This window comes from bacterium (assembly GCA_028821235.1).
Taxonomy (GTDB): Bacteria; Actinomycetota; Acidimicrobiia; order Spongiisociales; family Spongiisociaceae; genus Spongiisocius.
Window position 1 is genome coordinate 1 of record JAPPGV010000122.1, and the last position, 2,205, is coordinate 2,205.

The 2,205-nt window shown below is 64.0% G+C and carries 2 protein-coding genes; both read left to right on the plus strand.

What is annotated here, in order from left to right; genetic code table 11:
* Window positions 1–729: hypothetical protein (locus OXK16_12635; GenBank protein MDE0376790.1), on the plus strand; the 729-nt coding region annotated here is incomplete at its 5' end.
* Window positions 730–1,472: 743 nt separating this feature from the next.
* Window positions 1,473–2,205: ABC transporter substrate-binding protein (locus tag OXK16_12640; protein ID MDE0376791.1), on the plus strand; the 733-nt coding region annotated here is incomplete at its 3' end.

Below are 2,205 nucleotides of genomic sequence, written 5' to 3' on the forward strand. Positions count from 1 at the left end.
CTCTCGCCCGCCTTCCGGAACATCCGGGTGCCGTCGTTCCCGACGGTCGAGGTGTCGGGCCTGATCTACACCACGCTCGGTGATCCCAAGTTCCCGCCGCCGGCCATTCCCGAGATCGACGACCCGAGCTACCAATTCCTGCATCTCGACATCTACGAGTGGAATTGCTCCCTGCCCCGGCGCCTGGAGAACTACTTCGACTTCTCCCACTTCGCCTGGGTTCACGACGGCATCCTGGGGGACAGCAGCCAACCCCGGATCGAGGACTACGACGTGGACAAGGTCGGGGGAGAGCTCCGGTTCCTCGCCGGTCCCTTCGTAGAGTTCACCGACAACGTCAAGAACAACCCCGAGTCGGGCGCCGCGGAGACCTACGATGCCTGGAAGCGCTACCGGGTGTTCCTGCCCAATGCGATGAAGCTGAACAGCAGCGCCGGGCCGGTGGAGGACTACGTGCTCTGGGTGGCGGTGGCGCCCGTGCACCGGAAGCGAACCCGCTGCTTCACCTACGTGGGACGCAACTATCCCGGTTCCGATGACGACTTCAGGGCCTTCGCCCAGATGGTCACCGATCAGGACCGCCCCATCGTCGAGTCCCAGCGCCCCGAGGAGCTCCCCGCCGACCTGGCCGCAGAGATGCATGTGAGAGGCGCCGACCTCGGGACACTCGAGTACCGGCGCTGGCTGCTCGACATCGCCAACGGCGTTATCGAACCAGCCCCGGCTTAACAGAGCGTCGGCTTGACAGCCGGGTTTCTCACGCGACTGAAAGGTGAGCACCTAACCGCGCATCAAGTCGCGCCATGCTGCTCGCTCCTCAGGACTTCGGCGGTGCGTCTGGAGCAACGCCGGCCGAGGGTGTGGAATGGCGCCTCCGATCGGGTGGGTAACGAGCCCGATCCGGCCCGATAGCTCGTGGCAGGACCGGCTGGTCTGTTAGCTGTGACCTGTTGACACGTTGCAAACCCCCTGTGTATGGTTCACAAATGGGTTCGGAGATCGACGTACGTCACAATGTTGCGACCGACATCGGTGAGATTTTCGCCGATCCGTCCTCACAACCGTGGAGCATGCCCTTTACCGGTTCGCGGGTCCCCCTAGCCTCCACTGGCGTTGCCGACAGGTCGATGGCGCTCCGAGAGGGTGGGAACAAAGCTTTCGGTAACCGGGATATTCCTCTTCCTCACCATGCTCGGGTTTGACACCCCTGTCGAAAGGAGTTGTCGCCCGGGCGGGCTGCCGCTCCTTCCCCGATCATGGGACGCATCCCCGATGAGATTCGGCGAGCATGCGATGTCGAGGTTCACCGCGTGGGCGCCCCGGGTTCTGGTCGGGGCCGTTGGCCGTGGCGGTCCGGGTACGTCCCACCGCCTGGTCATGCGCAGGAAGGACGCCGCGCCGCGAATGTAGGTACGAGCCGCAAGACACTACGAACGGTCAGACGGAGATCTGACCAAGGGAGGAGAGTAGCCATGGAGAGGCAGAGAAGAACAAGGTTGGTGGTCGGTCTGGCGGTGGTACTCGGCCTCCTGTTCAGCGCATGCGGTGCTGAGACCGAAACCGCCGACGCTCCGGCGACGACGGCCGCGGCACCGGCGACGACGGCCGCCGCACCCGAGACGACCGCGGCGGCGCCGGAGACGACGAGCGCTGCGGAGCCGACGCCGACCACCGAGGCGGCGATGGAGGAAGAAGTCCACACGCTGCGGATAGCGGTCTCGGGCGACCTACCGTCGATCGATCCCATCTTCGGGCAGAACACGCTCACGAACATGACGCTGAAGAACATCTACGCGCAGTTCCTCTTCTACGAGCCGCCTGAGGGTGAGGTGGGCGCCTTCGCCAAGGCCAACATCTCGAAGCGGATCGGCCGCGCAGTGGAGCGGATCGAGTACTCGGACGGCGGTCGAACGGTGACCATGCATATCCGGCAAGGGGTCACCTTCCCGACAACCGGTAACCCGATGACGGCAGACGACTTCCTGTGGTTCTACGAGCGAGCGTTCTGTGCCAAGGCGAGCACGATGTTCAACTCGAATTCCTACGGGGTGATGTCAACCGACCAGGTGGAGAAGATCGACGACTACACCATCCGCGTCACGCTCGAGAATCCGTCGCCGATCATCGAGAACCAGATCCGGGCGCAGGTGGCGGTGATACTCGACTCGGAGGCGATCAAGCCACACATCACCGAGGACGACCCGT